Below are 23,650 nucleotides of genomic sequence, written 5' to 3'. Positions count from 1 at the left end.
TTCATACCCCTGAACCGGCGCGGCCAAAAATCAGGCTGCAATTGGTGCCGCCAAAACCGAAAGAATTGCTCAGCACACGGTTGACCGGCTGCTCGCGGTTTTGCAACAGGTAATTGAGGGGCAGTGCAGGGTCAAGCTGCTGCGTATTCAGGCCAGCCGGCAGCAGGCCGTGCCGCAGTGCCAGTGCGCAGATGACAGCCCCCATGCCGCCGGCTGCACCCAGCGTGTGACCGGTGGCCCCTTTGGTCGAGCTGCAAGCGGTGTTCGGGCCGAAAAGGGTTGATATTGCCTTCGACTCGGCCGCATCGTTGCTTTGGGTGGCGGTGCCATGCAGGTTGATGTAATCAATGTCGGCCGCATCCAAACAGGCCATTGTCAAGGCATCCTGCATCGCCATGCGGGCGCCCAGGCCTTCGGGGTGGGGGGACGACATGTGATGGGCGTCGCTTGATTCGCCTACCCCCAGCAGCAGAACGGCGTTCTCATCGAGCTGCTCTGGCACGCGTTCCAGCAGGGCGAAAGCCGCCGCTTCACCGATGGAAATGCCGTCGCGGGTGGTGTCAAATGGCCGGCAGGCCTGGGTAGAAATCAGGCCAAGGGAGTTAAAGCCATATAGGGTTGTCAAGCACAGCGAATCGACGCCACCCACCACAGCTGCGTCTATCAACCCGGCGGCCATCATGCGGCGCGCCGAAGCAAATACCTTGGCGCTGGAGGAGCAGGCCGACGACACCACGACGGCCGGTCCATTGAGGCCCAGATAGTGGCGTGTGAAATCGGCGACCGAGAACGTATTGTGCGTGGTGCCGTAATTAAAATCGGCCGGCAAAGCGCCGCTGGCCGGGTCGAGCCGACGGTAAGCCAGTTCGGTTTGCAGAATGCCTGATGTGCTGGTGCCGATAAATACCCCAACGCGTTGTGCACCGTATTTGTTGCTGGCCGCTGCTACAGCATCGGCAAAACCGTCTTGCTGCAAGCCCAGCAGTGCGAGCCGGTTGTTACGGCAGTCAAAGGCGAACAGTTGGGATGGAAGCTGCACGGCGTCCACGCCAGAGACCTCACCAATAAAGGTCGGCAGATCTACCGTATCAAACGCGCAAGAAACCAGACCTCCGCGCTGCTGGTGCAATGCGGCGAAGGTCTGCTGGAGGCCACGACCGATAGCGCTGGTCGCGGTGAAGTGGGAGAGCCAGAGCGCGTTCAGAAAAAAACAAGCCAATCTAAATGAAGTGACATATTAGCAAATCCGGATTATTGTTAAATCAAATAATTGGCAAGCGTACTGCGCCGACAACTTCGGTCTGCATGCGACGGCGCAATGACAGGCTGGCCGCCAGCGCGCCAAGCACCAAACCCCCCCACATATCCACGGCGACATGCTGGCGTGTGGCCAGCGTGGAGTAGATGATGCCGATGCACCACATCCAATTGAGCATGAGTACCCACTGCGGCCCACCAAATCGACGCAGCAAGTGATGCAACCAGACGCCTGAGAAAACGGCAGTAGCGACATGCAGGGAAGGGAAGGCATTACCCGATGCATCCATGCTTTTCAGAAAACCCACGCCTGGGTACAACGCCCAGTCGATATCGCCCGGGGGGACGGCGGTGGGCCAGAAGTAAAAGATGGTCAGCGCTGCAACGCAGGTGGCAGTCATGGCTTGGGCGTAGGCATAGAGTTCGCGACGCGTCGCCAGCAACGCCGGTGGCACGGAAACATAAACCCACAAGGAGATATAAAGCGGCATGGCCAGTGGCTGAAAGCCGATCAGCCTATCCAGCCAGGTGAAGGGCATCACCGTTATTGGATAGGCCGGATTTTTGAGTAAGTAGAAGTAGGCAGCGAAAAATACGCCGATGTACAGCGTGGTTCCGAAGCCTTTGAGCGGCAAATTCTTGGGTATGACCGCTACAGCCTGGCGGTACCAGGGCTTTGGTCGACTGCTTGTTGTCAAGACTTGTGTCACTTCAAGATACCGCAAGAATGCCGTGAGGCAGGCAACTGCAATTTGGAGAAACACCACACGCAAGCCAGTTCATGCATCATGAAAGAGCCTGCCGCAAGGTGACAAAACGCAGACGCGCGGCCGCGGCGGATTCCATTACCGCCGGCAAGACATCGAGAATGACGGGCCGGCCGTCGACGGTGCGCGCAACGTTGCCATCGTGTATCAGCAAGATGGCACCGGCTTGCAGGCCACGTAATAGTTTTTGTTTCACGCGCTCGGCGTCGCCAACACGGGTGTCGAAACCGCGTGCTGACCAGGTAGCAAGCTGTAACCCCAAGCGAGTGAGTACGGGATCGAGAAAAGGGTTGCGCAGGCCGGCTGGCGCGCGAAAAAATCGGGGGCGCTGGCCGGTTATCCCGGTGAGCGTGTCCTGTGCGGCCTGCACTTCGCGCGCAAAGCCACGCGGGCCCATCAAGGAGAAATGGTGGCGGTGGTGCTGGCTATGGTTTTCCACTGCATGGCCGCGGCGTACGATTTCCCGGCACAAATCCGGGTAGCGCGCAGCTTTTTCGCCAATGCAGAAAAAAGTCGCCTGTGCGGCGTAACGATCCAGTAAATCCAGCACTTGGGGAGTGACAGCGGGATCGGGGCCGTCGTCTATGGTCAGCGAAATTTCGTTTCGGGCCGTGGCGGCCGCCGGCAGCCTGGTCCAGTTGGAGCCCAGCCAGTGGCTGCGCGGCCATAGGCCGATGGCGGCAAGCAGCAGATGATTGGCGGCAACAGCGCCCAGTGCCCAGCGCCATTGGCCGGGCATGGCGATCACGGTCGCCAGGGCCAGCAGATGCAGAGCGAGGGTCCCGCGGACCAATAAAGGTGGCTGCCAGCGAACACTATGCATGTGTTTTCCTGGCAAAAATCGCAGCATAAATGAGCGCCAGGATGACGCCTGGGGCCACGGTGACCCCCATGGCCTGCAAGATCGACACATTGGAAAACGCCAGCAGTCCAAAACCGGCCACGGTGGTGAGGTTGGCAAACAGCATAGATGCCAACGTGCGCGGCGAGATGGCTGTGTGCGTATCGGGTCGATCAAAAAACAGGGCGTAATTGGAGCCCACCGCCACCACCAGCAGCAAGCCCACCAAATGCAGAATGATCAATTGCTGGCCAAACAGCGCCAAACCCGCGGTGACGGTAATGACAGCGGCAACCAGCGGCGCAATGATGCGCACAACCCGCCCGGGCGAACGGAAAACCACCAGCAGCAGTCCGACGATAGCGACCAGGCCACCTAGCGACAACAGCGTGGCTTCATGCAGATAGCCGGAATACAGGCGGTCGGACTCGGCTTTCATGTCCACAAACAGCACATTGGGCAGACCCGTGCTGCCCAATGCGGCGCGAATTCGATCGGCGTTGATGCTTCCCCTCTCAGGTGCGGTCAGCGGTAGCAAGGCCGTCCAGCCGCGGTCTTGCTGAATTAGCAAGGCATCAACGGCCATAGCCATGGAAGTTTTTTCCAAGTCGGCCGCTTGCAGCAACGGCTGGTCGCGGGCAGTTAGCACATCGGCCAGAAACGGCGAAAACAATTTCGCGCGTACAGGCAAGCCCTGGGCCGCCTGTTCAATGCGCGTTTTCAGCAGGTCGGCAGCAGGCAGGCTGGCCTGGCGTGCGCGCTGCGTTGCCGTGCTGGGGAGGTAGCGGCTGGGGCTTTCAAAGCGGGCGAGTTCACCTTGATCAACCTGGGTTTGCAACAGCGCGGAAACCTGCTCGGATGAATGCAGGACGGCTTCCCGGTCAGGGCCTGAGGCCACCACGAGATAACGCACATCGGGTGCGCCCATGTCGGCGCGCAAGCTCTCATCGAGTGCCACATCGGCCTGCGATACCGGGCTTAGGGAGGCGATCTTGTCATTCAACAAGCTGCTTCGATTGGCGACAAGTATGGCGCAGGCGGCCAACAGCAGCAGCGTGGCCGGCCAGCGCAAGGCCGTGGCGCGCTGCACCAGAGCGGCCAGAACGCGGCCTATTGGCGCTACATCATGGATACGGAAATGGGTTGGCAGCAGATGAGGTAGGACAAAACGGGTCACTGTGGCCGCGGCGACCAGTCCGGCAATCGCATACAGGCCGAGCTGCGCCAGACCCGGAAAGCCGGACAGCAGCAAGGATGCAAAGCCAAATATCGAGGTCAGCACGCCTAGTCGAACAGTGGGCCAGAAACGCTTGATCCAGTGTTGCTGGTCTGCGCCTCCCTGTTCGGACTGCACAAACAGATAAATGGAATAGTCCACCGCCTCGCCGATCAGCGCAGTGCCAAACCCCAAGGTGATGCCGTGCACCGCCCCAAAGCCCAGGCTGACTGCCGCGATGCCTGCCAGTGCCCCACTGATGACCGGCAGAAAACCCAGTGCCAACGCGGTGAAGGAACGATAAACCAGCAGCAATAGCGCAGCGATGATCGCGATGCTGATAATGGACAGGCGGCTGACCTGATTTTTGATGGTGTCGCGTGAGGTCACTGAAAACACGCCGGGGCCGGTCATGACCAGTCTGGCGCCAGAGATTTCACCGGCCGCCTGTTCGAAGGCTTGCCGAATGGTGGCCATTGCGCCTTGCTGGGCATCGGTATCAGAGCCGGCAGCGCGGGTCTGCATCAGCATCAGGGCGCGTGCGCCGTCGCGTGAGGCCCAGGCACCATCCACCATGGGCGGTTGGCTGCCACTGTTGAGTTGCCCTAGCAATTGCACCATCTCACCGGTCGGGTCGCGCGGCAGCAGGGACTTGACCAGCAGCCCCGCCGGCGAGGCAAGCAGATCGATGCTTTCAATCAAGGCGTCGTGCAGGCCGTCTGCGCTGAAGCGTGCCGGCGTCACTGCAGCGCTCAGCAGGTAACGGTTGTTGAACAGGAAAGTACGGTCTCGCTCGGTATTGACCGGCTCGCCATTGTTGACGCTGACAAAACCCGCATCGGCGCGCAGGCGCTGGGCAATCTGTTTGGACAGCCGGGACCGGCCGGGCGCATCGGCGCCTTCTATCCCCACCAGAATCAGCCGCGAGGCCAGGCCGTCACGCAGTTGATCCATCAGCAGTTGCTGCTCAGGCGTAGGCGTGCGCGGCAAAAAGGCCGACAGGTCAGTGGTGAAGGGGGTCCGGCCAATGATGGCGCCGCAGCCTAACAAAAACGCCAGCCAAAGCGCGACGGCGGTGAAGCCGCGGCGGCGCGTGACTGCCGTCACGGCGTTGCCAATTTTTCGATTGCCATCAGGGAACTGTCACCATCGGCCTGATTGATTTCGATGCTGCGCACCTGGTCGCGTGCACCGGCAATGCGAATGCTTTTTATAACGGCCAGCATCTTGTCATCCAGCGGCAGCAGTTGCAGGGTCCAGCGCTCGGCCGAACCCTCCAGGCTCAGCCGGTAGTTGCGTTCCAGCGCCTTGCGGTCGCCTGCCAGGGTTCCGCGAATGCTGTCGATGAAAGCCGCCAATTCCGGGTAGGCCTGTAACTGCAAATGGTATTTTTGGCGGCCACGTTCGACCAGCAGCTCGCCCCCGTTGACCAGCATGGATTCCGCTTTGGGCTTAAGCGTGCGTTTTTCCAGCCGGTCTGGCGCCGTGAACAGCAGTTCCCCCGACGACTCGACGGGTTTGTCGAGCACGGCGATATGTTTTGTTTCGACAAAGGTGGCGCGGCCCGATTTGCTTTGCGCCAATGTGTCCATCAGCTGCTGCAAGTCCCAGGCGGCGAAGGCTGCCGGGCTCAGCATGGCAAGGGTCAGGCCGATCGTGAAAGGGGCCAGCGCAAAGAGCAGGCTTTGCAAGAGGCCGTTCAGCGAGCGCGTCGGATTGGCAGCGAGGGCTGGGGATTGGGCGGGCAAGGTCATGTGATGCTTGAAGAAGGTTTGCTCTGGCTGGCGACGGTGGCTTGCCAAAAATCAAAAAAATTGAACCAGTTGTAGGGTGCGCTGTGGCAGTGCTGTTCCATCAGCTCAGCATAGCGCCTCATCGCCGTCTGTACCGCCAGTGTGCGGCCGTGCGGCGCCACGGTTGAAAAATCGGCCAAGGTTTCAAAATGGATGTCGTAGCGATTGCCACCGCGGTACAAGCCGGTCATGAACAGTACCGGGCGCTTCATGATCGCAGCCATCCTGAACGGCCCGAGCGGCAGCTCCGCCGAAGCACCCAGAAACTCAACCGCACGGGTCGCGTCGTTTCCCAGCGAGCGGTCGCCCAGCATGCCAACAACCGACCCTTGGGCCAGCAGGTCATGCACTTTAATCATCGAGTCGATATGGCCCAGCGCAATGATGTCCTGCTGCGCATTTGGGTTGATGGCGCCGAGTGCAGCGTTGATCTTGCGAGCATTTTCTTCGTACATCGCCATGGCCACGCGCAGGCCGGGCTGCTTGCGGCCGATGGCCCTGAGCACTTCAAAGCTGCCCATGTGCGCGCCCAGCAAGAACACGCCTTGGCCGTCGGCCATGATGGCTTCTATGAGTGCCTCGTTGTAAATGCGAATATCGAACAGTTCAAAGCGGTCGTTGACCAGGTAGACCCGATCGTGGATCACCGAGGCGAAACTCAGGAAGTGCCGAAACAGCTGGCGCCAACTGACCGCCGCAGGGGCGGGGAGCTTGAAGACGCGCTGCAGGTAGTTGCGCGACGTGCGGCGCGCTGCGGGCGCAAATGCCAGGAAGTAGGCCGCGATGCCGTACAGGACAAAGCGGCTGGCACGCCGGCCCAACCGCAGGGAAATCCATGTCATCACGCGTAGCCAGAACATGTTGCTGCGCTCAGGACGTTGTTTCCATTCAGCGCTACCCGGCAATGCAGCGCCAGGCGCCTTTTGCACGTTCTTCATGAAGAGGATTGCAACACCAGCGTGCCCGTGGCGACCTTGCGCTTGCCGCTTGAAATGTCAAAGCGCGTGCTGCCGGAGGCTGAGGCGGCGCAGGAAATGGTCAGCTTCTCGCCCGGACCGACCGGGCTGAGGAATTTGGCCACGCTGATCTGCCAGGTCTGTTTGACGCCCGCTTGTGTTGTCGAGGGGAGAAGTGATGGCAGAGCACTGCAAACGGCATGGACGGCGGCGTCCAGCAACACCACCCCGGGCAAAATCGGCGCGCCCGGAAAATGGCCTGCAAAGGCCGGATGGTCTGGCGCAATGACCAGCGTGGTTTCACCCAGCATGGGCGGCCCCCTTGCGCTGGTGTTCGCGTGCCAGCGCCAGCAGCGTGTCGCGCGGCAATTTTCCAGTGCTGTTGCGCGGCAGCGCATCGAGCAGTACCAGCGGTCTCGGGATGAAGTTGGCGTCAACCCGCTCACGCAGGGCGGCCAGCAGAGCGAGCGCCGTCATGCCGGGCGCTACCGCAAAGGCCATCAGGCGCGTCACGGTCTCGCCACCAGCATCGTCGGGCATGAAAAAAGTGCCGTCCAGCACGCCCGGCACGGCATTGAGCTGAAAGCTCAAATAGTCGAGCGAGCTGCGTTTGCCCGCGATATTGACGAGATCGGCGGTACGGCCATGCAGTAGAAAGTGCTGGTCGGTCAGCAGCTCCAGCTCATCGGCCATCGGCATCGCTTGCTCGATATGCCCTCCCGAGGCCCAAATCCGGTCCTGCGCCGCGTGCAGCTTGATCTCGGGGAAGAGCCTCCATTGCGCGCTTTCGGTGGTACGGCGCGAGGCAATCTGGCCGGTCTCGGTACAGCCGTAAATCTCCAGCACCGGTGCATGCAGGCTGGCCTCGGTCGCCAAGGCCAGCTGGGGCGGCAACGGCGCTGTGGCCGACAGCACCAGATCGGGCGAGGGAATGCTCAGGCCTGAGCCCAATAGCACCCGCAGATGAACCGGTGTGGTGACCAGCATGCAAGGGCGAGGCACTGCCGCCAGTGCCGCGCAGATGTCGGCCGGATAAAACGGATGCGCCGCGCTCAGGGCGGCGCCGCTTTGCAGCGCGATCAGCACGGACGATTCAAAGCCATACATGTGCTGCGGCGGTACCGTCGCCACGATGCTGTGGCGGCGCCCGTCCAGCAGGCCGAGGCGGGCGGCTTCGGCACGCACGCTGCTCACCAGTCCGCCCCAGTTTTTACGGTGCGCCACGGGTGCGCCGGTCGATCCCGATGTGAAGGCGATGACGGCCGTTTGCGCTGCCGCAATCTGGGGAATGTCAATGGGTGCGCCGGCTGGCGCGGGTGTGCGGTCTGTCATCGCGTCAGCCCAGGCCAATCGCGGCAAATCGATGGACTGTGGCTGGTCCGTCAGGCAAAACAGGTCAGGCGCATAGCGCTTGACTTGGCGCACCATCTCGGGCGTCAGCGAGGGCGGCAGCAGGCTGATCTTGTCTGCCAGCAGGGCAGCGGCGACACCGACAGCAAAGCGGTAGCGGTCGCCGCAAGCATTGAGCATATGCCGGCCGGCCGGCAATGCCGCAGCGAGGTGCCTGACGTCGGCCAGAAAATGTGCCAAGCTGATCGGCTTGCCCTGGGCATACGCCACTACATCTTCTGCGTGGGTATGCGTGACAAGTGGAAAGGTGCTTAGGGAGGTCATGGCAGGCGCGCCGAACCATCGGAAGACGCCTGGCGGTAGGCGCGAATCGCCTCCAGCGGTCCGGCCCGGTCCGCAGCTGGCAATACGTAACAACGTACAGCATATTCGCCGGCGAACATCAAGGCCAGTAGGGGAATACCCAGCAGGTTGGCAAAGGCAGACCAGACCGCGACCGGTGCCAGCCAGAACAGAAGCAGCGAAAGCGTTGCAATGGCGCCGAAATAGCTGGTCCAGGCCCAGGTGGCAGAGCGTGTGTAGCTCATCAGCGCTGGCGAAAGTTCGCCGTGCACGATGCTGGCGAAGTGCGAAATCATCGGCGTCTTGCCGCCTTGCAGGGTCCGGCCGAAGGCGGCGCAGAGCAGTCCATAGATGCCGGCATGCTGCAGCAGGAAGACCCAGTTGTAATGGGTGACCAGCCAGTCGCTGGCGGCGTAGAGCGCAACGCAGCCTGCGAAGAACAGCGCCAGCATCAGCACGCGCTGCGGCGAGCGCCAAGCCATCACCAGGGCCAGCCCCAGCAGCGGGACGATGGCGACCAGGGCGCCCAGCAGATTGGGCGTGCTAGCGGCGGCGGCCAGATGAGAGGCCAGCGCGTAAGCCAGTCCCAGCAGGGCGACAGCCCCCCAGCGAAAGACCTGTCCCAAGCTGGTCGTCAGTGCGGCTGTCACTTGGTTCGTTGGCTGGCGATATGGTCGCCCAGGCTGCGCAACGAATGAAAGATGGCGTGGTTGTCATCCTGATCGGCGCGCAATTGCAGGCCATAACGCTTGGAAACCACCAGGGCAATTTCCAGAATGTCGATGGAGTCCAGCCCCAGTCCGTCGCCGTACAGCGGATCGTCCGCTTGTACATCGGTCGCAACGACTTCCAGATTCAAGGCGCTCACGACCAGTTCAGCAACTTCAAGGAGCAGGGCTGCATCAGCCGTGGTGGAGGAAATTTTTGAGCTCAGTGCGGGCATAGGTGAGGATCAGTCAGGTTAGGAGGGCAGTGGGTGCGCCTGGCATCCATGCTCCAGGCGTCCTTGCCGCGTCTTCGATTTTAGCTGTAGCCGCCCAGCAGCAACTGCAAGGCTGTTAGTGGAGCTGACCAGCGACTGTCGGCTCAAAGCGGCGCGTCTTGTGGGCCAGAGTCGCCTGTCACCAGCGTCTTGACTTTCATGGCCTTCAAAGTGGGCTTGTCCGCCGGCAAAGTGGTGCTGGCAATGTCGCCGGCGGCCGTATCGTCCTGCAGGGTCTGGCGCACCGAGGCCTTGTCGCCCGCTCCGGCAAATTTGCTGTATTTGCCCAGCGTAGCCACCAGCTGGCCATAGATGCGCGGGTTGCCGGCGACGCATTCGCCGTGGTCGATGAAGTCGGACTCGCCGGTGTAGTTGCCAATCAGGCCGCCGGCTTCAGTGATCAGCAGTGAGCCGGCCGCCACATCCCAGGGCTGCAGGCCGCTTTCAAAAAAGCCATCACTGAAGCCTGCCGCCACATGCGCCAGGTCGAGCGCGGCCGCGCCCGGGCGGCGTACGCCGGCACACTGGCTCATGACTTCGCCGAGCATGTTGAGATAGGGTTTGAGCTTGTCGCCCGGGCGGTAGGGGAAACCGGTTGAAATCAGGCACTCCTGCAGGCGGATGCGTTTGGCCACGCGCAGGCGGCGGTCGTTGACGTAGGCGCCGCGGCCTTTGCTGGCACTGTAGATGTCGTTGCGGATGGGGTCGTAGACCACTGCCTGCTCGATCTTGCCGCGCACGGCCAGCGCAATGCTGACGCAGTAAAACGGAAAACCGTGGATAAAGTTGGTGGTGCCGTCCAGCGGGTCGATGATCCAGACAAATTCGGAATCTTTGGCGCCGTGTTCGCTGCCTGATTCTTCGGCCAGAATGCCGTGGCCGGGGTAGGCGGTCAGCAGGTTCTCGATGATTGCGGCTTCGGCGTTGTGGTCGACTTCGGTGACAAAGTCGTTGGTCTGCTTGACCGATACGCGAACCGCTTCGACATCAAGCGCGGCCCGGTTGATGATGGCGCCGGCGGCACGCGCAGCCTTGACGGCCACATTGAGCATGGGGTGTAGATTGCTGGACATAAAGGGTATGAAAGAGCAGGCAGGAGCTGCGAACCGGTAACCGGCGGCAGGCGACAATCGGCTATTTTACCGGCTTCGCCAGCGCACAGACTTCAGGGCCGAGCCCGCGGACAAATTTACCCATGAAAACCCGTTTCATCCTGATCAACACCAGCCACGCCGGCAATGTGGGCGCCACCGCCCGCGCCATGAAAGTCATGGGATTTGACGACCTGGTGCTGGTGGCGCCGCGCTGGGCCAATGTGCTGAACCGCGAGGAAACCATACAGCGCGCCAGCGGCGCCCTTGACGTGCTGAAAAACGCGCGCATCGTGGCCACGCTCGATGAAGCGCTCGACGGCGTGGTGCACTTGTGCGCCACCGCCATGACGCCGCGCGACTTTGGCCCGCCCACGCGGTCGCCGCGGGCGCATTTTGCCGAACTACTGGCATCCCGCCAACCTGCAGCCGATGCCGATTTGCTATCGAATTCAGAGCTGACTACGCCCGTCAGTCATGGGCTAGCGCCCGATTCGATTGCTTTTTTGTTCGGTTGCGAGCGTTTTGGCATGCAAAACGACGATGTCTACCGCTGCCATGTCGCCTTGAGCATTCCAAGCGATCCGAAGTTTGGCTCCCTCAATCTGGCAGCCGCCGTGCAGCTGATTGCCTACGATTGGCGCGAGGCGCTGGGCGGCTATGCGGTGCAGGCGGCCACGGCCGAGCCCGAGCAGGCCGACGCGGCAGCAGTGGCCGGCATGCTCAAACACTGGGAAGAGGCGCTGGCAGCCATCGGCTTTCTGGACCCGGCGTCGCCCAAAAAGCTGATGCCACGGCTGAACCAGCTGTTTAACCGGGCCCGGCTCAGCCCCGAAGAAATCCACATCCTGCGCGGCGTGGCCAAAGTGATGGCGCAAAAAGCCTTGCAGGCCGCCGGCAAAGCCGCCAGTCGGCAAACACTTTGAGCGACCGGTAGACTCCCCTGATGTTTTCCAGAATCCGCTCCGACGTCCAATGCATTCTTGAACGCGACCCGGCCGCTCGCACGGCCTGGGAGGTGCTGACCTGCTACCCCGGCCTGCACGCGCTGATTCTGCACCGCCGTGCCCACTGGTGCTGGCACCACGACTTCAAATGGCTGGGCCGCTTCATCTCGCACATCTCGCGCTGGCTCACCGGCATTGAAATTCATCCTGGCGCCAAAATTGGCACTTGTGTCTTTTTTGACCATGCCATGGGCGTGGTGGTGGGCGAAACCGCTGAAATTGGCAACGGCTGCACGATCTACCAGGGCGTGACGCTGGGCGGGACCTCGCTTTACAAAGGCGCCAAGCGCCATCCCACACTCGGGCAGGGCGTGGTGGTCGGTGCCGGAGCGCAGGTGCTGGGGGGCTTCACCGTTGGCGATGGCGCCCGTATCGGCTCCAACGCTGTCGTCGTCAAGCCGGTGCCGGCAGGCGCCACGGCGGTGGGAAACCCAGCCCGGGTGATTCAGGCCGATACCGACGTCAAGCGCGAAGCAGCTGCCAGCCAGATGGGGTTTTCCGCCTACGGGGTCACGCAAAACGACGACCCGCTGTCGCAGGCCCTGCGCGGCCTGATCGACAACGCGGCCGGACAGGAGCACCAGATTGCCTTGCTCTGGCAAGCGATAGAGCGGCTGGCTGCGCCGGCCAGCGCCGCCTCGCGCGACTGCGTGCCCAAGGACGCGGCGCTGCAGGAAACCTTTGAGGCCGACAAGCTGAACCAGCTGATCGGAAAGTAAATCAGCCGATCTCGTCAGGCTGGCAAGCGCAAGGCGCGTTCCAGCAGGTCGGCGGCCTGCAGGCATTGGCGGTCTGCGCGCGGCGCGCCTATTACTTGCAAGCCCATCGGGTAACCGTTTACGCCGACGGCGCCCGCCACGTTCACGCAAGGCAGTCCCAGCAGCGTCCAGGCGCGGTTGAAGGTCGAAACCCCGGTGCTGGCGTAACCCGCCGGCGCCTCGTCCACGGCACTCGGCGTCATCAGCACATCAAACTGGGTGAACCAGTCCGCGCAAGCCAGCCGGGCCTGCGCGGCGGTGTGCTGCGCGGCTTCGTAGGCCTGCGCCGTGATGTGGCGAGCAGCCAGCAAGTATTCGCGCAGCAGCGCCGACAACGCTTGCGGGTGCTGGTCCACCTCGCGCGCCAGCGCACGCCAGGCCTCAAAGCCCTGAATCACGTCCTGCGCCTCAAACACATCGTTCATCCAGGCCGGCAGATCCACGCTGCGCACCTCGGCACCAGCGGCCCGCCAGGCCTGGCTGCCCGCGGCTATCGCACGCTGGGCACTCGGCGATACGGCGCCCCAGGGATAGGCGTTTGGCACGCCGACCACCCATGGCCGTGCCGCTGCAGAAGCAAGCGCCAGCGCATGGCCGCTGACGGCCTCGGCAAACCAGGCGACATCGGCGACGCTGACGGCAAACAGGCCTACCGTGTCGAGCGACCACGAAAAGCATTTGAGCCCCGCCGTCGGCAATAGGCCAAAGCTCGGCTTGAAACCAGTCACGCCGCAGTACGACGCCGGGCGAATGATGGAGCCGCCGGTCTGGCTGCCAATCGCCAGAGGCAGCAGGCCGGCCGCGACCGCTGCCGCTGATCCAGCCGACGAGCCGCCCGGCGTGCGGCCAGCGGCGTTGGGGTTGCGGGTCGCGGTAGGCTCAAGAAAGGCAAATTCGGTGGTGCTGGATTTGGCAATCACCAGCCCGCCGGCGCGGCGAATCGCGCTGACCATGGCCGCATCGCTGCGTGCGGCAGCGCCTGCGTACAGCGGCGAGCCATAGCTGGTGGGCAGATCGCAGGTGTCGAAGATGTCCTTGACGGCGACCGGCAGGCCCTGCAGCGGACCTTCAAGCGTTTTCAGCTGCGCCAAGGCCGTGGGGAGGTCCAGCCGGGCCACCAAGGCGCCGAGCGCGCCATCTTGCGCGGCTATGCGCGCATAAGTGCCCGTCAGCAGCGAAGCCGCATCCAGCGTGCCGCCCGCCAGTTGCGCGGCGCAGGCCATGGCTGAAAGCGGCGTGTTCGTCACGGGGCGCGCGCTGAGCTGCCGGGCGTACCGGGCGTACCGGGCGTACGAAGGGCCGACTTGGGACGGAAGGCCTGGCAGACCGCGGGATCGGTTTCAAGATAAGGGCCGCTTATCAAGTCGATGCAGTAGGGCACGGCGGCAAAGATGCCGGGCACGATAGTTTCACCGGCGGCATTTTTCAGGCCTTCCAGTGTTTCTTGTATGGACTTGGGCTGGCCGGGCAGGTTGAGGATCAGGCTGCTGTCCCGAATCACCGCGCATTGGCGCGAAAGAATAGCCGTGGGCACGAATTTAAGGCTGATCTGCCGCATCTGCTCGCCAAAACCTGGCATCTGCCTGTGCGCCACTGCCAGCGTGGCTTCCGGCGTCACGTCGCGCACCGCCGGGCCGGTGCCGCCGGTGGTTAGCACCAGCGCGCAGCCGGCATCGACCAGTTCAATCAGCGTGGCGCTGATGCGCTGCTGTTCGTCGGGAATCAGGCGCTCTTCAAAGCTGATGGGGTTGCGCAAGGCGCGTGTCAGCCAGTCCTTTAATGCGGGCAGGCCCTTGTCCACATAAACCCCGGCAGAAGCACGGTCGCTGACCGACACGATGCCTATCCTCACCATGTCGTGCGGCTGGCTGGCTGGCACGCTCATGCTTCGGGCTCCTGCGCCGCCACTCCGCCTTTATCTTCGCCTTCGCTTTGTGCCGCCAATGCCTGCTTGACCAGCTGGAAAATCTCGCGGTAAGGCTTGCCGTGGCGCGGCGCCTCGCCAGCGCTTTCAGGTTTCTCGGGCTTGGCGTCCTTGCGGGCCTGGCGGATCAGGGCGCGCAGCTGCTGCGCGTCTGTTTGCGGATGCTCGGTCAGCCAGCTGCCCAGCGCATCGTCGGAGGCCACCAGCTTGTCGCGCCATTGCTCGGCCAGGTGCAGCGTCAGCGTGAGCTGCGCCGAGCCGCCGAGTTGCTCGTTGATGGCTTCGCGGATGGGCTCGGCGTCAAGCGGGCGCATCAGCTTGCCGATAAATTGCATCTGACGGCGCCTGCCCTCAAAACTTGTGATGCGTTTGGCCTGGGCCAGCGCATCTAGCAGTTTGTCGGGCAAATCGAGCCGCGCCATCAGGTCGGCACGCAGCGTCAGCAGCGCCTCGCCGAGCGCCTGTTTTTCACCGGCCTCGGCTTTCAGCTGGGTTTTGCTGGGCGGGCCGACTTCCTCTAGTGCAATTTCTTCGGGTTTGACGAAGCGGCCGTTGGACCAGTAGCCCTTGACGCCCTTGATGGCCTTGTTTGTCTTGATATTCATAGCAGTCAGTATCATAGCTACCCATGACCCTAAAATCTCCCGCCCGTTCAGTCAGTTCCGCTTCCCGACCAGCCGCCCGCCAGAGTAGCCAGCCCGAAGCCGGCTTCAGCTACCACCGCGACTTTTTTGAGCAGCTGGTTGACAGCGCACTGGCACACGCCAAAAAGCTGGGCGCCAGCGACGCGGCCGCCGAAGCCTCAGAAGGCTGCGGCTTGTCGGTCAGCGTGCGCAAGGGCGATCTGGAAACCGTTGAACGCAACCGCGACAAGTCGCTGGGCGTCACGGTGTACGTTGGCAAAAAACGCGGCAACGCGGCCACCAGCGATTTTTCGAAAGCGGCGATTCGCCAGACCGTGAAGGCGGCCTACGACATTGCGCGTTTCACGGCCGAGGACCCGACCTCGGGCTTGCCCGACGATCGCGACATCTCTTACGAGTACCCGGCGCTCGATCTGTTTTTCCCCTGGGCCATCACGTCGGAACAAGCGGCCCAGCTGGCGCTGCAGTGCGAAGCCGCAGCCATGGGCACCAGCCGCCTGATTACCAACAGCGAAGGCGCGGGGGTGTCGGCGCAGCAAAGCCATTTTTTCAGCGCCCACAGCAAGGGTTTTCGCGGCGGCTATGCCAGTTCGCGCCACAGCATTTCAGTGGCACCCATTGCCGGCAAGGGCAGTCAGATGCAGCGCGATGCCTGGTACAGCTCGATGCGCGACGCCGCCGACCTGGCGCGCCCGGAAGCGGTTGGCCGCTATGCCGCCGAACGCGCACTGGCGCGCCTGAAAAGCCGCAAAATTCCGACCACGCAATGCCCTGTCTTGTTTGAGTCGCCGCTGGCAGCCGGTTTGCTGGGCGGCTTTGTGCAGGCCATCAGCGGCGGCGCGCTGTACCGCAAAAGCACGTTTTTGGCGAACAGCCTGGGCAAGGCCGTCTTCCCCAAGCACATTCACATCAACGAAGACCCGCACCTGCGCAAAGGCAAGGGCAGCGCACCGTTTGATGAGGAAGGCGTTAAAACCAGCGCGCGCAAGGTGGTGGATGCGGGCCGCGTCGCCGGCTACTTTTTGAGTACCTATTCAGCGCGAAAGCTTGGCATGCGCACCACCGGCAATGCCGGCGGTTCGCACAATCTGGTGCTCACCAGCCGGCAGACGCGTCCCGGCGACGATCTCGACAACATGCTGCGCAAACTCGGGCGCGGCCTGTTTGTGACCGAACTGATGGGGCAGGGCGTGAACTACGTGACCGGCGACTACTCGCGCGGCGCCTCCGGCTTCTGGGTAGAAAACGGCCAGATCGCCTTCCCGGTCGAAGAAATCACCATTGCCGGCAACCTCAAGGACATGCTTAAGGGCATTGACGCGGTGGGCGCCGATGCCTACAACTACGGCTCCAAGACGGTTGGCTCGATTCTGGTCAACCGCATGAAGGTCGCCGGCTCCTGATTTTTGGCGCCCGGTGCCGCCCGCGCTTGCAGGGCGCGTCTGGACACACGCAAGGGACTTCGCTAGACTTTAAAGCGACCCAGGTGGGCCGGCACGCAAGCCACCACGGCTGCGGCTGACGCGATCGCAGCGGGCAGCCAACATCCAAGCCCATGCTGCGCCCAAGGGACAACTATGAATGTGCTTATCGTTCTTGGACACCCCCGCAACGCCAGCCTGTGCGGCGCTTTGGCCGTGGCCTTTCACGAGGGTGCGCGGGATGCCGGCGTCACAGTGCGCCAGCTCAATCTGGCGACGCTAGCTTTTGACCCTGACGTGCATCACGAATCGCCCCGTCAGCAGCCCTTTGAGGACGACCTGCTGAAGGCCCGTGAACTGATCCTGTGGGCCGAGCATCTGGTGTTCGTCTATCCCACCTGGTGGGGCACTATGCCGGCGCTGCTCAAGGGCTTTCTAGACCGGGTGCTGACTGAAGGTTTCTCGTTTCGAAGCTGCGAGGGAGGAACCGGCTACCAGGGCCTGCTGAACGGGCGGTCGGCGCAGCTGATCACTACCATGGACACGCCGCCGTTGGTCCATCGTTTCATCTACCGGCAGCCTGGCCGCAACGCCATGGCACGCGCAACGCTGGGTTTTTGCGGCATCTGGCCGGTGCGTTCGCTGGTCTTCGGTTCCGTTAAAAATTCCAGTGCCGGGCAGCGCCAGCAATGGCTAGCGCAGGCGCGGCGGCATGGCCGGCAACTCCAACGCGGCCGCGTCACACCGGTGGAACAGGTCAAGCACAAGGCGGGCGCCTGGCTCACCGGCATGCGGCTGCAGTTCTACCCCATGACCTGGGTGGCTTACTCGGTGGGCGCGCTGGCCGCAGCGCCGGCTGGCGGTGTCTTTGGCCAGCCGCTGTTCTGGGTCGGTTACCTGTGCCTGTTCCTGGCCGAAGTGGCCACCGTGCTGATCAACGACATGATGGATTTGCCAAGCGACAGGCGCAACCGCTTCTTCAGCACCTTCACCGGCGGTTCGCGGGTGCTGGTCGATGGCTTGCTGAGTCCGCGCGAGGTTAGCGCCGGCATCGGCGTGGCGCTGCTGGGCTTTGCTGGTGCTTCGGTCTGGCTGCTGGCCCTGTCGCCGTCCGCAACGCCTGCCGTGCTGTCAGTATTGGGCGTAATGACTGTGCTTGCCATGGGCTACACGGCGCCACCGCTCAAGCTGTGCTACCGCGGGCTGGGTGAACTTGACGTGGCGCTTACCCACAGCCTGGGGGTGGTCCTGTGCGGTTATGTTTTTATGGGCGGCGCCTGGCGCGACGCGCAGCCCTGGCTGCTAAGCGTGCCGCTGCTGCTGGCGATCCTGCCATCCATCATCTTGTCGGGTATTCCGGACATGGAGGCGGACGCCGCCACCGGCAAGCGAACCCTGGCTGTGCGTTTTGGACAACGCGGCGCGCTGTTGCTGGCGCTCGTCTGTACGCTGCTGGCCGCCGCCGCAGCGCTGCTGTGGCAACTCATGAATCTGGCGGGCGGCGCCTATGCCGGCACCGCTTACGCCGTGATTCCCCACGGCGCCTGGCTGGCCTGGCTGCTGTGCCGGCGCATGGCCTCGGGCCAGGCGCCAGGCCGCGTCGACGGCCTGATGGCGGCAGCGCTGACTTTTTTACTGTGGTTTGGACTCATCCCGCTGTGGCGGCTGGCGGCCTGAACAGCAGCGCGCTTGACTCGCCCGACAGCGTGCCCGGCCTGCGCACGGCGCCGCGCCCACCTTGCCTTTCGCCGCCTGCGCGATCAGGTTTCAGTCCAACAACAAGTTCATCGGCATCGACAACGTGCGCAAACGCGAAGTGCGCCACCGCCGCGTGTAGCCCCAGACGCAGCTCTGGTGGCGCGTTGTTTGCTATGAAAGGTATAGCTGTCTGCGCCCGTGGATACTGGGCTGCAGCCCTATCTTCTTCCAAATTTTGGGGAATAAGCCGGTTGTGATGGACGCCCTGGCTGATGCCATCTTGACAACAGAATAGGGCGTTAGCCCAATAAAGACGGGCGCAAGAAGCTATCAAAAGCATAGCGTTTTTGCTGCGCTGCGGCACTGCTGGCGGCAGCGCATTCATCGGCACCGTCTTACTTCCCGCCGTGCCGCACCGCTTTAAACTCGCCCCATGAAACCCGCCGTCCACCGCGCCGCCAGCTTGGCTGCTGAGCAATTCCATCGCCTTGCCACCCTCGTCAAAAAGCATCCAGTGCGCGCCGCTCTGGTGCTGCCAGCGCTGCTGCTGCTTTACGTGCTGCTGCTGATTCCGTTCACGCCCGGCATCGGCGACCTGCGCAAGGCCAAGTCTGAAGTGCCGTCGGTGCTGCTGGCCTCTGACGGCACGGTGCTGGCCGAGTACAAGCGCATCAATCGCCAATGGGTGCCGCTCGAGCAGATCTCGCCCAACGTCGTCAATGCGCTGATCGCCACCGAAGACCGGCGCTTTTACGATCACCACGGCATTGACATTCGCCGCACCCTGGGCGCGGTCCTTAGCACCCTGTCGGGCGATCTGCAGGGCGGCTCGACCATCACGCAGCAACTGGCGCGCAACCTGTACCCAGAAGAGATTGGCCGCGCCGCCAGCATCACGCGCAAGCTCAAGGAAGCCATCACGGCGCTGAAGATCGAGGCGGTCTACAGCAAGAAGGAAATCCTGGAAACCTACCTCAACACCGTGCCGTTTCTGTACAACGCCTTCGGTATTGAAATGGCGGCGCGCACCTACTTCGACAAATCCGCCGGCACGCTTGATGTGCTGGAGAGCGCCACGCTGATCGGCATGCTCAAGGGCACCAGTTACTACAACCCGGTACTCAACCCCGAGCGCGCGCTGCAGCGCCGCAACCTGGTGTTGGGGCAGATGGCCAGGCATGGCAAGCTCGACCCGGCCAGGCTCGATGCGCTGGCCAAGCGTCCGCTGCGGCTGGATTTTGAGCGTCAGACCGAACCGCTGGGCCCGGCGCCGCATGTGGCGCAGCACCTGCGCAAATGGCTGATCGCCTGGGCCGACCGCCGGGGCTACAACATCCATGCCGATGGGCTTCGACTGCGTACCACGCTTGACGCGCAGATCCAGCAGCTGGCCAACCAGGCGGTGGCGCGGCAGCTGGCGCAGCTGCAAAAGCTGGCCGACGGCCGGCGCAAAAAAGGCGAAGAGCGTGCCGTGCTGCAGGCCGGCTTTCTGGCGCTGGACCCACGCAGCGGCGCCGTGCGGGCCTGGGTCGGTAGCCGTGATTTTGCGCAGGAGCAGTTCGACCATGTTAGCCAGGCGCGGCGCCAGCCGGGCTCGACCTTCAAGCCTTTCGTTTATGGCGCCGCCTTCATGCAGGGCTTGAGCCCGTCCTACACCTTCATCGACGAGCCGGTCACCATCGCATCGCAGGGCGGCGCGGTGTGGACGCCCAGCGATGCCACGCCGCCCAGCTACCAGCCCACCAGCCTGCGCGACGGCCTGGTGTATTCCAAAAACACCATCACGGCGCAGCTGATGCAAAAAGTCGGGCCGGCCAACGTCGGGCGGCTGGCGCAGGCCATGGGCGTGCGGACAAGCAAGCTGGACCTGGTGCCCTCGCTCGCCTTGGGCACCAGCCCGGTCACGCTGCTGGAAATGGTGGCGGCCTACGGCACCATTGCCAATGCCGGCCACTACATGCTGCCGGTGCTGGTCGATCGGGTGGAAGACCGCAACGGCCGGCTGCTCGAAGCTTTCGAGTCGGTCCGGGAACCCGAGCTGGCTATGCCGCGCGCGCAGGCGCTGACGCTGGTTGATGTGATGCGCGGCGTGATCGACCAAGGCACCGGCGTGGCGATTCGCCAGCGCTTCGGCATTCAGGCCGACGCGGCCGGCAAGACCGGCACCACGCAAGACAACACCGACGGCTGGTTCATCATGATGACCCCGCAGCTGGTGGCCGGCGCCCGCGTCGGCTTCAATGACAACAGCGTCACGATGGGGTCCTGGGGCCAGGGGGCGCGCAGCGCGCTGCCCATGGTGGGGGAGGTTTTTCAGCAGGCGTTGCGCAAGCGCTGGCTGGACCCCAATGCCGAGTTCGACATCCCGCGCCCGCGTCCGCCACCGCCGCCCGAACAGCGGCAGCAAGATCCGTTAGGCGGCATAGTCACTGATTTTTTTGGCCGGCTTTTCAGACGGCTGCAGTGAAAGGGGTGAAGGAGCGGATGAAGCCCGTCCAGGCAATCGGGCAGTCCGTTTTAACCATGAAATGAGCTTCTAGCCCAACAACCACGGGCGCAAGCAGCTATTAAAATTATAGCGTAGTGACAGCGCCGGGCGGCGTTCAAGCCCCGTATACTGCCATTCAGTGAGGTGGCCGCAGGCGCTGGACCAGTCGCCGGCCGAGATCAACGCTGACGGCATGGCCTTCGGTGACAGTTTCAAGCCTGCGATGCCACCCACACCGCCTGCCGCGGCAGCGGGTATTCCTCCAGGTTGACACCCGGACCGGCCCTGTCTATCACCAGAAAGTCGCATACCTCGTTGAGTGATAGCAAGGGGTGATGCCAGGTGCCGCGGGCGTAATTCACGCCCTGTCCGGCGGCCGCCAGAAAGCAGCGCATCCCGGCCAGGTCCGGCGCAGCGCCGCCTGGCGCCACGACGACCAGAAACGTGCAGGGGGACAGCGGCATGAACGCCTGGCTGCCCAGCGGATGGCGCTCCAGCAGCGACAGGCAGAGCGGCAATTGCCGTGGCTTTGAGCGAAAGATGTTGATCAGCGTCCGTGCCCGACCTTCACTGTGCTGACCCTCCGCGCCGTCCCCGAGGTCGACCCTCGCCAGGTCGTGGTAACGCTCGGAAAAACCTTCGTTGATGCGCGTGCGTTGAGCGCGGTCACTGGCTTCAATGACGTCGCCGAACGGCGTAAACGCCGCGGCGGACAGCGGCTCGATTGGCAACGTGAGTGGCGGCATGGCTGTTTCCTCAGCAATCCACGTCTTCAAGGTCCGGCTCTGCGTTCTTGGAGGCACCCTGGCGCGGGCGACGGCGCTTGCTGAACGCCAGGCCCATCGCCAGGGTCTGCGCCAGGCTCATGGCTGCGCACAAGGAGCGGAAGCCGAGCAGTTCGGCATCGTTCACCTCCAGAACCAGGTCGGCGTCTTTCGCAATGGGGCTGAAAATCGTGTTGGTAATAGCCAGTCGCTTCACGCCGCAGGCCTGGAGCTGCTCGCACACCCGCAAGGTGTCTGCCGAATACGGCGGGAAGCTGATGGCAATCAGCAGATCTCCTGGCCGGGCGATTGACGCCTGCTCGCCGATGGCCCCCCCCAGTCCCGTGATCTGCACCGACGGCCGGCCGACGCGGTTGAGGGCATAGGCCAGGTAGGCGGCTACCGCATACGACCGACGCAAACCGATGACATGCACCATGGGCGCATCCCGGATCAGTGCAATCGCCTGTTTCAATGGCAGGCTCGCGGCATCCGCGCGCAGATGCTCCAGCGAGACGATGTTTGCCTGGCTGAATGCCTGCAGCACCGCAACCGGGTCATCCGGATCTTCGATCGGCTGGTCGCCACCAAAGTGGCGTATACGCTCGCGAAACGTGGGCTTGGCTGCAAGTTGCAGCGGCTCCCGAAACAGCCGCTTCAGCTCGCTGTAGCCTTCGAAACCCAGGGCTTGCGCCAGCCGGATGAATGCGGCTGGCGCGATTTTTGACGCTGTGGCCAGCGTCGCCACCGGGTTCAGTGCGACATCGTTGGGATGGTCCAGCGCGTAGCGCGCGGCGTCACGCATGCGCGGTGTCAAGCGCTCACCTTCGCGGCTGACCAACTCACGCAATTCCTCAAGGGTGGCGGCCTTTTTGAGTCTTCCGGTGGAGAGCGCCGGATTGGTTTGGATTGCTTTGGTCACGGTGTTGAATGAAGCCTAAAACGCCTGCACGGTACCACGGGGCACAAAGCGGCCCATGCCTTCGCGCCCCAGCCACTGCTCGCCATCCACAATCAGCTGGCCCCGCAAAAAAACCTTTTCGACGCGGCCGCGCAGCGTGCGGCCCTCCAGCAGCGTGTAGTCGCAATTACTGTGCAGGTGTCTGGCATGAATGGTCTGGCTTGCGGCGGGGTCAAACAGCACCACATCGGCATCGCTGCCAACGGCAATCGTGCCCTTTTTGGGAAACAGTCCAAACAGTTTGGCAGGCGTGGTCGAGGTCAGCTGCACAAAGCGGTTCAGTGACAGCTTGCCCTGCATCACGCCGATATCAAACAGGCTGACCAGCCGCGTCTCGATGCCCGGCGCGCCGTTGGGGATCTGTGAGAAATCATGTTGCCCGCGCATCTTTTGCTGAAAGAACCCTTTGTGGCCTTCCTTCATGCAGAAAGGGCAGTGATCGGTGGCGATCACTTGCAGGTCGTCGTAGCGCAGCGCACGCCACAGGTGCTTCTGGTCGTCACTGGTGCGAAGCGGCGGCGTCATCACGTACTTGGCAATTTCAAAATCGTCGCTGTTGTATACCGAATCATCGAAAAGCAGGTAATGCGGGCAAGTTTCGGCAAACACCGGGATACCTTCGGCGCGCGCGGTCACGATGTGCTTGAGCGCCTGGTTCGACGAGACGTGCACGAAGTAGATCTGCGCCTCGGCCAGCTCCGCCAGGCGAATGCCGCGGTGCGTCGCTTCGCCCTCCAAAATGGCCGGCCGTGTCAAGGCGTGGTAACGCGGCGACGTATGGCCCGCTTCCAGGGCTTCCCTGATCAGCAGGTCAATCACTGTGCCGTTCTCGGCATGCAGCGCCACCATGCCGCCATCGGCGCCAACCTGGCGCAGCATCTGGAAAATCGCGGCGTCATCAGCCATCATGACGCCCGGGTAGGCCATGAACATCTTGAAGCTGGTCACGCCTTCGTGCTGCATGGCATGCCGGACATCGCACAGCACTTGCGCATCGACCCGCGTGACGATGACGTGCAGGCTGTAGTCCACCGACACCTGCGGGTCGGCGCTGCGCTGCACGCGCGCAATGGCCGCCAGCGGCGAATCGTCTTTCGTCTGCAACGCAAAATCAACCACCGTGGTGGTGCCGCCAAAGGCCGCAGCGCGCGTGCCGCTGGCAAAGGTGTCGCAGGTGATGGACGGACCCACGATGTTTTCCATGTGCACATGCGTGTCGACCCCGCCCGGCAGCACGTACAGGCCCGTGGCATCGATGATTTTGACTTCTTCGCCCACCACGAGGGCCTTGCCGATGGCATGAATCACGCCATCCTGCATCAGCACATCGGCCAGGTAATCGTCGGTGGCCGTGATGACGCGGCCGTTGCGGATCAGGGTAGTGCCCATG

The 23,650-nt window shown here is 63.0% G+C and carries 20 protein-coding genes and 1 pseudogene; 5 read left to right on the top strand and 16 right to left on the bottom strand.

The window, feature by feature from the left end:
- Position 1: 1 nt before the first annotated feature.
- From HHJ18_RS02635 to HHJ18_RS02590, 10 genes and pseudogenes are all read right to left on the bottom strand, one after another.
- Positions 2–1,204 (bottom strand): beta-ketoacyl-[acyl-carrier-protein] synthase family protein, encoded by a 1,203-nt coding sequence (locus tag HHJ18_RS02635; RefSeq protein WP_296911900.1) that lies wholly within the window; start codon positions 1,202–1,204, stop codon positions 2–4.
- A 58-nt stretch (positions 1,205–1,262) separates the two neighbouring features.
- Entirely contained in the window at positions 1,263–1,955 is a 693-nt protein-coding gene (locus HHJ18_RS02630; RefSeq protein WP_296911251.1) for a phosphatase PAP2 family protein, read from the bottom strand.
- Positions 1,956–2,043: 88 nt separating this feature from the next.
- The gene (locus tag HHJ18_RS02625) at positions 2,044–2,847 is read right to left on the bottom strand and encodes a polysaccharide deacetylase family protein (RefSeq protein ID WP_296911249.1); all 804 of its coding nucleotides are present in this window, start codon (positions 2,845–2,847) and stop codon (positions 2,044–2,046) included.
- Positions 2,840–5,188 (bottom strand): MMPL family transporter, encoded by a 2,349-nt coding sequence (locus HHJ18_RS02620; RefSeq protein ID WP_296911247.1) that lies wholly within the window; start codon positions 5,186–5,188, stop codon positions 2,840–2,842. Before HHJ18_RS02620 ends, HHJ18_RS02625 begins: the two co-directional genes overlap by 8 nt.
- Positions 5,185–5,835 carry a LolA-related protein gene (locus HHJ18_RS02615; protein WP_296911245.1) on the bottom strand — a complete coding sequence of 217 codons (651 nt, stop codon included), beginning with the start codon at positions 5,833–5,835 and terminating at the stop codon, positions 5,185–5,187. Before HHJ18_RS02615 ends, HHJ18_RS02620 begins: the two co-directional genes overlap by 4 nt.
- Entirely contained in the window at positions 5,832–6,812 is a 981-nt protein-coding gene (locus HHJ18_RS02610; protein WP_296911243.1) for an acyl-CoA synthetase, read from the bottom strand. The genes HHJ18_RS02615 and HHJ18_RS02610 overlap by 4 nt, the downstream gene beginning before the upstream one ends.
- A pseudogene (locus HHJ18_RS02605) lies at positions 6,809–8,504 on the bottom strand (AMP-binding protein). The gene HHJ18_RS02610 and the pseudogene HHJ18_RS02605 overlap by 4 nt, the downstream one beginning before the upstream one ends.
- Positions 8,501–9,172 (bottom strand): hypothetical protein, encoded by a 672-nt coding sequence (locus tag HHJ18_RS02600; RefSeq protein ID WP_296911241.1) that lies wholly within the window; start codon positions 9,170–9,172, stop codon positions 8,501–8,503. Before HHJ18_RS02600 ends, HHJ18_RS02605 begins: the two are co-directional and overlap by 4 nt.
- Positions 9,169–9,465, bottom strand: a complete 297-nt coding sequence (locus HHJ18_RS02595) for a phosphopantetheine-binding protein (RefSeq protein WP_296911238.1) — start codon at positions 9,463–9,465, stop codon at positions 9,169–9,171. Before HHJ18_RS02595 ends, HHJ18_RS02600 begins: the two co-directional genes overlap by 4 nt.
- Before the next feature lie 143 nt (positions 9,466–9,608).
- Complete coding sequence (locus tag HHJ18_RS02590; RefSeq protein WP_296911236.1) at positions 9,609–10,577, bottom strand: inositol monophosphatase family protein; 969 nt, start codon at positions 10,575–10,577, stop codon at positions 9,609–9,611.
- A gap of 122 nt (positions 10,578–10,699) precedes the next feature.
- Between HHJ18_RS02590 and HHJ18_RS02585 the strand changes: the two genes are divergently transcribed.
- A complete protein-coding gene (locus HHJ18_RS02585; protein ID WP_296911234.1) occupies positions 10,700–11,521 on the top strand; it encodes an RNA methyltransferase in 822 nt (273 codons plus the stop codon).
- A gap of 20 nt (positions 11,522–11,541) precedes the next feature.
- Entirely contained in the window at positions 11,542–12,321 is a 780-nt protein-coding gene (gene cysE / locus HHJ18_RS02580; protein WP_296911232.1) for a serine O-acetyltransferase, read from the top strand.
- A gap of 14 nt (positions 12,322–12,335) precedes the next feature.
- Here cysE and HHJ18_RS02575 read toward each other — a convergent pair whose 3' ends face one another.
- From HHJ18_RS02575 to yjgA, 3 genes are read right to left on the bottom strand one after another with little or no spacing between them, the layout of a single operon-like run.
- Complete coding sequence (locus tag HHJ18_RS02575; protein WP_296911230.1) at positions 12,336–13,607, bottom strand: amidase; 1,272 nt, start codon at positions 13,605–13,607, stop codon at positions 12,336–12,338.
- Positions 13,604–14,245 carry a molybdopterin adenylyltransferase gene (mog, locus tag HHJ18_RS02570; protein ID WP_296911228.1) on the bottom strand — a complete coding sequence of 214 codons (642 nt, stop codon included), beginning with the start codon at positions 14,243–14,245 and terminating at the stop codon, positions 13,604–13,606. The genes HHJ18_RS02575 and mog overlap by 4 nt, the downstream gene beginning before the upstream one ends.
- Positions 14,242–14,889: a ribosome biogenesis factor YjgA gene (gene yjgA / locus HHJ18_RS02565; RefSeq protein WP_296911226.1), complete on the bottom strand. Its 648-nt coding sequence runs from the start codon at positions 14,887–14,889 to the stop codon at positions 14,242–14,244. Before yjgA ends, mog begins: the two co-directional genes overlap by 4 nt.
- Before the next feature lie 23 nt (positions 14,890–14,912).
- Here yjgA and pmbA point away from each other — a divergent pair, with 23 nt between their 5' ends.
- The 3 genes from pmbA to HHJ18_RS02550 all read left to right on the top strand — a co-directional run bounded on the left by pmbA (position 14,913) and on the right by HHJ18_RS02550 (position 20,514).
- Positions 14,913–16,331, top strand: coding sequence for a metalloprotease PmbA (pmbA, locus tag HHJ18_RS02560; RefSeq protein WP_296911223.1), 1,419 nt, complete (start codon positions 14,913–14,915; stop codon positions 16,329–16,331).
- Between the two features lie 174 nt (positions 16,332–16,505).
- Positions 16,506–18,026 (top strand): NAD(P)H-dependent oxidoreductase, encoded by a 1,521-nt coding sequence (locus HHJ18_RS02555; RefSeq protein ID WP_296911221.1) that lies wholly within the window; start codon positions 16,506–16,508, stop codon positions 18,024–18,026.
- Positions 18,027–18,480: 454 nt separating this feature from the next.
- Positions 18,481–20,514, top strand: a complete 2,034-nt coding sequence (locus HHJ18_RS02550; protein ID WP_296911219.1) for a transglycosylase domain-containing protein — start codon at positions 18,481–18,483, stop codon at positions 20,512–20,514.
- Between the two features lie 233 nt (positions 20,515–20,747).
- On the opposite strand, the gene HHJ18_RS02545 is transcribed toward HHJ18_RS02550, so the two are convergent.
- From HHJ18_RS02545 to hydA, 3 genes are read right to left on the bottom strand one after another with little or no spacing between them, the layout of a single operon-like run.
- On the bottom strand, positions 20,748–21,281 hold the full coding sequence (locus HHJ18_RS02545; RefSeq protein ID WP_296911217.1) for an ureidoglycolate lyase: 534 nt from the start codon (positions 21,279–21,281) through the stop codon (positions 20,748–20,750).
- A 10-nt stretch (positions 21,282–21,291) separates the two neighbouring features.
- Positions 21,292–22,221 (bottom strand): MurR/RpiR family transcriptional regulator, encoded by a 930-nt coding sequence (locus HHJ18_RS02540; protein ID WP_296911215.1) that lies wholly within the window; start codon positions 22,219–22,221, stop codon positions 21,292–21,294.
- 15 nt (positions 22,222–22,236) lie between these two features.
- Positions 22,237–23,649 carry a dihydropyrimidinase gene (gene hydA / locus HHJ18_RS02535; protein WP_296911213.1) on the bottom strand — a complete coding sequence of 471 codons (1,413 nt, stop codon included), beginning with the start codon at positions 23,647–23,649 and terminating at the stop codon, positions 22,237–22,239.
- Between the last annotated feature and the right edge of the window lies 1 nt (position 23,650).

Origin of the sequence: Polaromonas sp. (assembly GCF_012927455.1) — a bacterium.
GTDB lineage: Bacteria > Pseudomonadota > Gammaproteobacteria > Burkholderiales > Burkholderiaceae_C > Polaromonas.
Note: the sequence above shows the minus strand (reverse complement) of the source record. Positions and strands in the feature narration are given on the sequence as shown.

Bases quoted from the DNA above. Each gene is read 5' to 3' on its own strand.
- HHJ18_RS02625 (WP_296911249.1), bottom strand. From the start codon at position 2,847: ATGCATAGTGTTCGCTGGCAGCCACCTTTATTGGTCCGCGGGACCCTC.
- HHJ18_RS02615 (WP_296911245.1), bottom strand. From the start codon at position 5,835: ATGACCTTGCCCGCCCAATCCCCAGCCCTCGCTGCCAATCCGACGCGC.
- HHJ18_RS02610 (WP_296911243.1), bottom strand. From the start codon at position 6,812: ATGAAGAACGTGCAAAAGGCGCCTGGCGCTGCATTGCCGGGTAGCGCT.
- HHJ18_RS02595 (WP_296911238.1), bottom strand. From the start codon at position 9,465: ATGCCCGCACTGAGCTCAAAAATTTCCTCCACCACGGCTGATGCAGCC.
- HHJ18_RS02590 (WP_296911236.1), bottom strand. From the start codon at position 10,577: ATGTCCAGCAATCTACACCCCATGCTCAATGTGGCCGTCAAGGCTGCG.
- HHJ18_RS02585 (WP_296911234.1), top strand. From the start codon at position 10,700: ATGAAAACCCGTTTCATCCTGATCAACACCAGCCACGCCGGCAATGTG.
- cysE (WP_296911232.1), top strand. From the start codon at position 11,542: ATGTTTTCCAGAATCCGCTCCGACGTCCAATGCATTCTTGAACGCGAC.
- mog (WP_296911228.1), bottom strand. From the start codon at position 14,245: ATGAGCGTGCCAGCCAGCCAGCCGCACGACATGGTGAGGATAGGCATC.
- yjgA (WP_296911226.1), bottom strand. From the start codon at position 14,889: ATGAATATCAAGACAAACAAGGCCATCAAGGGCGTCAAGGGCTACTGG.
- pmbA (WP_296911223.1), top strand. From the start codon at position 14,913: ATGACCCTAAAATCTCCCGCCCGTTCAGTCAGTTCCGCTTCCCGACCA.
- HHJ18_RS02555 (WP_296911221.1), top strand. From the start codon at position 16,506: ATGAATGTGCTTATCGTTCTTGGACACCCCCGCAACGCCAGCCTGTGC.
- HHJ18_RS02550 (WP_296911219.1), top strand. From the start codon at position 18,481: ATGAAACCCGCCGTCCACCGCGCCGCCAGCTTGGCTGCTGAGCAATTC.
- HHJ18_RS02545 (WP_296911217.1), bottom strand. From the start codon at position 21,281: ATGCCGCCACTCACGTTGCCAATCGAGCCGCTGTCCGCCGCGGCGTTT.
- hydA (WP_296911213.1), bottom strand. From the start codon at position 23,649: ATGGGCACTACCCTGATCCGCAACGGCCGCGTCATCACGGCCACCGAC.